Origin of the sequence: Mycobacterium sp. (assembly GCF_049278535.1) — a bacterium.
Classification (GTDB): domain Bacteria; phylum Actinomycetota; class Actinomycetes; order Mycobacteriales; family Mycobacteriaceae; genus Mycobacterium.
This window is the reverse complement of the sequence record NZ_JBAPMI010000330.1, coordinates 1-2207: the sequence shown is the minus strand read 5'-3', so window position 1 is coordinate 2207 and position 2207 is coordinate 1. Positions and strand designations below refer to the sequence as shown.

The following is a 2207-nucleotide window of genomic DNA, read 5'->3' as shown; positions in this document are numbered from 1 at the left end:
GGCGGAGTGACGACGGTGGCCGTGGTCGTGGTGATGGCCTTGGGTGCGGTCGTCGGCGAGTTCGCGGCGCTCGGGTTGTTCGCCGGCTCGATAGACCGCGTGATCCAGCATGAGGCCGCGCGCGACGCTGTTTCGGCGCCGGCCGTTGTCCAACAATCAACCAATCTGCAGCAGATGCGCGACGCACGCGTCGCGCTCGACCAGGCCGTCGACGCGGCCCGCACACACCGCGACGAGGCTCTGATCGTCGCACGTTGCGAATACCATCCCACTCCGACGTGTCCGCAGACCCGAATTACCGGCGTACCAGGTTCTGGGCCCGAAACCCGAACGGCCAATGAGCTTCTCGCGGATTCCGAGCGAGAACTTGACCAAGCCATCGCGGCTCGCGACCGACGTGTCCATGCGCTCGAGGATCGAATCAACCACGGCGAGCGGGTGCTTGGCGAAGCGCGCCAGAGCGCGATCGCGGACTTGGATCGTGGTTTGGGTTCGCGTTGGGTCGCGATGCAGCAGTTGACGTCGGCCGGTGCAGGCACACTGGCTCTGCGCTTGTTGACGGTCGGGTTCTTCATAGCGTTGGGCTTATTGCCACTGATCCTGCGACGGTGGCGCGGGGAAACGAGCCATGATCGCCGTGCTCAGGCCCGGGCCGAACGTGAACGCGCCGAGTTGGTGGCCGATACGGCCATCGCCGTAAAGCGAGCGGAGATGCGTGCGGCTGCCGAAACCATGTGGGCCGAACAGCAACTCGCACAAGCCCGGCTGGCCGTCGAGGCGCAGACGGAAATCGACCGCGCTCAGCTTCGTCATCGGGTTGACGCCACGATTGAGGTTACGGCACGCGACCCGGAACCGGTGGACGACGAGATCTACCTGCCTATCGCCGCCGAAGCGCACGCCGCGAGTCTGGCCGCCGAGAAGTCGGCAACCGCAGAGGTGAGCGAGGCAAAGAATGTACCAGCCATAGTCGAGGCGCCCGATATGCCTGCCACACAGTCGATTCCAACCATCCCCGATGTCACCAGAGCAGCCGCGCGCTGGATCCGTCCGCTGGTCCCGAGTTTCGTAGCCCGCGCGATCGACACATCAACCCATCCACTCCGCACCGCGCGCCAAGTCATCGAAGAGTTCGAGGAAATCACTTTCTCGCTCAAGAGAACTCACAGGATCACGGTCGAAGCTGAGGAGGACGTCGCGGCCTCAGCTACCTACCGATCGGTTTCGGTCCATTCGCCTGACGATCACGACAACAGCGACCCCGGCGCGGGCGCTGCTGTGGCCCAGGCGGTTTTGTCCCATCGTCCGCCAACGGGGCACGCCGAAGGCCAGTCGTTGATTTCCGGAAGTCCGGAAAAGCAACGCAACTTGGCTGAACGTGCCGGGCCTGCTGAGCTGCGTGCGACCGACGGACCGCGGCAATTGCCACCCGCCGAATAGTCAACGCGGACCGCATTGCTGGCTGCACAAGGGCGTTACGGCAAGGCGTCGCAACGAGATATCGCTCACAGCGATAGATAACACTTTGCTATACAGCGCTTTTAGCTTAAAGTTGCAGCATCTCAGGCCTTGCTCAGCGAAAAGTCAAGAACGGGTTACTCTTCCACATACGTATAATTGATGTTTTGGAAACCCATATCTAGCAGGCGTTTTTCAGACAAAACATGACGCAAGTCATCCGATATCAGCAAAAGTGATGGCGCGCACAAATTTTGGCCGTTATTGATCTTGTTTGTAGTGTCCCGGCTCATGTTTGTTTTAGAAACGCTGATGAGCCTGATTCAGCAAATGTCAGGCACGCCGTACAGCCACGGCTACTCCGCCGCCGGAACGGACTGTTCGGGTCTGGCCTCGCTGGTATCGAACGTGGCAACCGATCGGCCGGCTTTTGCCGAAAGGTTCAACACGGGCAATGAAGAGTCGGCGTTGCTGGCGCGCGGCTTCAAGTACGGAACCGCGCCCGGTGCTCTGGTGATCGGCTGGAACGGCGGTCACACCGCGGTGACGCTGCCGGATGGAACTCCGGTCGCCAGCGGCGAAGGCGGCGGCGTGCGCATTGGTGGCGGCGGGGCCTATCAGGCTCAGTTCAGCCACCACATGTACCTTCCGGTGGATGGGGCTCCCGAAGACGCCCCGGCACCGGTCCTGGTGAGCATGGTGGCGCCCGCGCCGCCCCCGCCTGGTCCCGACCCGGCCGACGCCCCGCC

General features: G+C 62.7%; 2 protein-coding genes. Both read left to right on the top strand.

The features are described from left to right. On the top strand, window positions 1-1440 hold a 1440-nt coding region (locus WAO18_RS21800; protein ID WP_422208315.1), incomplete at its 5' end, for a DUF4407 domain-containing protein. Between the two features lie 309 nt (window positions 1441-1749). Further along, window positions 1750-2207 (top strand): peptidoglycan endopeptidase (locus WAO18_RS21795; RefSeq protein WP_422208314.1); only part of this gene is annotated, 458 nt, incomplete at its 3' end.